2 protein-coding genes and 1 rRNA gene are annotated in these 3,348 nt (G+C 47.8%); all 3 read left to right on the top strand.

Translation table 11 applies throughout. The features are described from left to right. Window positions 1–108 (top strand): 5S ribosomal RNA (gene rrf, locus NDA06_RS26425); the annotation flags it as partial. A gap of 133 nt (window positions 109–241) precedes the next feature. After that, window positions 242–1,579: a hypothetical protein gene (locus NDA06_RS26420; RefSeq protein ID WP_190984734.1), complete on the top strand. Its 1,338-nt coding sequence runs from the start codon at window positions 242–244 to the stop codon at window positions 1,577–1,579. Between the two features lie 202 nt (window positions 1,580–1,781). Next, a complete protein-coding gene (gene aroA, locus NDA06_RS26415; RefSeq protein ID WP_190984733.1) occupies window positions 1,782–3,128 on the top strand; it encodes a 3-phosphoshikimate 1-carboxyvinyltransferase in 1,347 nt (448 codons plus the stop codon). Window positions 3,129–3,348: the final 220 nt, after the last annotated feature.

Here is a 3,348-nt window from a genome sequence, read left to right as displayed (position 1 = left end):
CTAGCGTTGTGGAACCACACCGACTCCATCCCGAACTCGGAGGTGAAACGCAACTGCGGCGAAGATACTCGGTGGGTGACTGCCTGGGAAAATAGCTCAGTGCCAGGTTGATTATCAAAAAGCTCTCTTGCCGAATAATGATGCAAGAGAGCTTTTTTGCTTTTTGTATTGGGGGATAAATACTTTTGCTTAATTTCTTGAATAACCTTTAACCTAGAATTGTTGAACGAGAGATTGAGCTGTGGATGCCATATTAGAGCGATCGCATGAATTAAAACAAGCTTTAATTGAGTTTGTCTTGGAGGCGGAAGGAGAGCTGGCGCAATCGCTAGAAGCTTATGCCGCTGCTCAGCCACACCGAGAGCGTCAGGATATTGCACAAAGAGACCTAATTATTGATACCTTCTTGACTGAAGGAAAAGTAGGGGATGGGGATAAAGACGTTTTGGATTTGTTTCTGGAGAGCCAGCCAGAATTGTCCGAAAACGATCGCAACTTAGTCGGTAGCTGGCGGTGTAGCTTCATTGGCTTGTTTGCTACGCTCCAAGTCTTACCAGATGGCTTTGAGTTGATGAACTGGCTGACTGCTAAGCGCTACATCGTCAAGCCAAACACGCTTCTAACGTGGCAGGAGATGAGCCGGTTTAAAGAGGGAGAAATTTTACTCACTCGCATTGCACCTGTAACCGAGAGCGTCTGGATGTTTTCTGGCCCTTGTATCCCAATGGGGAGATTAGGAAAACCCAAGCTGGCGGTGGCAATCGGAAATTTTAAGGAAAATTACAACAAGTCGCTTTATAGTGACGCTCCAGAACTTCTAGAACTGGCATGGCAATCAGTAGAACAATATCACCAGGATTTTCTGAGCTTTTTTGGTAGCGACGAAGTCGTAATGCCTGGGTACCAGATGAATAAGAGGATAGAAGAATTTCAGGAATTACTAACTAAGAAACGCTTAGCAGCGGCAGGCATTGATGAAAATAAATCGCTCTCGGAAATAGCCGCAGAAGCTGGGGTTACAGAAGAGGAAATGAAAGCAGCCGCAGAAGAATCAGGTGCCGATTCAAAAGCGATCGCTCAGATGTTTGACAGCAAAAACCCAACTAAGATGGTGACACCTAAAGTTGAGTTGCCTGCAAATCTCAAGAAAGCCGAACAGCTAACAGCCCTCACCCATCCTCGTTGGGGTCAAATATTTCTGCCTACATACAGCCGGTTCAAGGCAATGCTAGAAGCAGAAGACTGGCAGAACAACATTGAAAACACTGAGAAGCTGGTTCGTCAGTATCTAGAAGACTCGACGATTAATGCCTTCATTTGGCATCGCTTAGCCGAAACTTATCCAGCCCAAATGGAAAAGCTGTTGAAAACAGTGTTACAGCGTCCAGAATTGAAAATTGACCGCGATTTAGACGCTTTACTCCAAGAATATAACAAGGCGTTAGAGCCTGATTTACCGGAGATTGCCAGTGTGCCAGTGCATTTACATGATTTATTTCAGGAAGCGCTGGCAGATGTTAATAAATCAAAATCTAAGGGCAAGAGTAAAAAGAAGATAGGAATAGGCTTTCAAAAGTAGCGATTGGGGCTGAAGTGGTTACTGTAGCACTTCTCAGTTGGATGGAATGTATTGGGGTTCTAAGGTTTGGTAGGGGCTTTTTGATTGCCATGCCCCTACAGATGTATCGCAACCCAATCGAGAACTGCTATAACTCCAGTGCTATCTTCAGTGTCAGCAATTGGTAGAATCACTATTTGCAACTTCATCCCAGTCCCTCTTCATGCCAGCCGCAGTTGTCACGCTAAAAAACACTGAAAATCAGGATCGTTTAATCATTCAGAATCCCGCAGCAGGGCTATCCTTGCAGGGACGTATTCGGGTACCAGGGGATAAATCTATCTCCCACCGGGCTTTGATGTTGGGAGCGATCGCCCAAGGAGAAACCACCATTCAGGGACTCCTCTTGGGAGAAGATCCCCGCAGCACTGCTAGCTGTTTTCGGGCGATGGGTGCCAAAATTTCGGAACTGAATACGGAAATGGTGCGAATTCAGGGCATCGGACTCGGCTGCCTACAAGAACCAACCTCAGTCTTGGACGCCGGTAACTCAGGTACTACCTTGCGGCTGATGCTGGGGCTTCTCGCCTCTCATCCGGGACGTTTTTTTGCTGTGACGGGGGATAGCTCGCTGCGCTCGCGCCCAATGTCTCGCGTTGTTAAACCGTTACAAGAGATGGGCGCTCAAATTTGGGGACGTCAGAACGACTCTTTAGCGCCTCTAGCAATTCAAGGACAACAACTGCGACCGATTCACTATCACTCTCCGATTGCTTCAGCACAAGTCAAATCTTGTATCCTCCTAGCTGGATTGATGGTGGAAGGACAAACTACCGTTACCGAACCCGCCCTCTCCCGCGACCATAGCGAACGGATGCTCAAAGCTTTCGGGGCAGAACTCAGCATCGATCCAGAAACCAATAGCGTCACCATTACTGGCTCAGCCAAGCTGCAAGGGCAGCCGGTGGTTGTGCCTGGGGATATCAGCTCAGCTGCCTTTTGGCTGGTTGCTGGGGCGATTGTACCGGGTTCGGAGTTGTGCGTGGAAAATGTAGGGGTCAATCCCACCCGCACCGGCATTCTGGAAGCTCTGGAGAGGATGGGCGCTGACATTCAGATGGAAAATCAGCGGATTGTCGCGGGTGAGCCAGTAGCAGATTTGCGGGTACGTTCCAGTGCCCTTAAAGCATGTGAAATTGCTGGCGATCTAATTCCTCGCCTGATAGATGAGATTCCGATTTTGGCTGTAGCGGCAGTGTTTGCCCAAGGAACTACTGTAATTCGAGATGCAGCAGAGTTGCGGGTCAAAGAAAGCGATCGCATTGCCGTTATGGCATCTCAGCTCAACCGCATGGGTGCCAAGGTTACAGAAAGACCCGATGGGTTAGAAATTACGGGGGGCACTCCTCTCATCGGCACTGATGTTGATAGTCATACCGACCATCGAATTGCCATGAGTTTAGCAATTGCTGCCCTTAATGCAGAAGGCACTACCACAATTGGGCGTGCGGAAGCCGCGGCTATTTCTTACCCTGACTTCTTTCAATCCTTAATCGGGATTATCAAGTGATATTTAAGCTCAGATGCTTACAGCATTTGCGTTTTCACCCTAGTTAACCTGAGTTCGGGTTAAGCCGAAGGGAGGAAAAACGCATTGATATTGAGAGAGGGCTTCTTATACCAGTTTCCAATGAAGATGCACTAAATTGAAGAAAGCAACAGGGTAGGTGTAGGAATGGCAAATCAGTTCAAAGTGGCAGTCCAAGAGACAACGGAAGAACTGCAACATC

The organism is Trichocoleus sp. ST-U1 (genome assembly GCF_039961835.1).
Classification (GTDB): domain Bacteria; phylum Cyanobacteriota; class Cyanobacteriia; order Cyanobacteriales; family FACHB-T130; genus FACHB-T130.
Note: the sequence above shows the minus strand (reverse complement) of the source record. Positions and strands in the feature narration are given on the sequence as shown.

Bases quoted from the DNA above. Each gene is read 5' to 3' on its own strand.
- aroA (WP_190984733.1), top strand. From the start codon at position 1,782: ATGCCAGCCGCAGTTGTCACGCTAAAAAACACTGAAAATCAGGATCGT.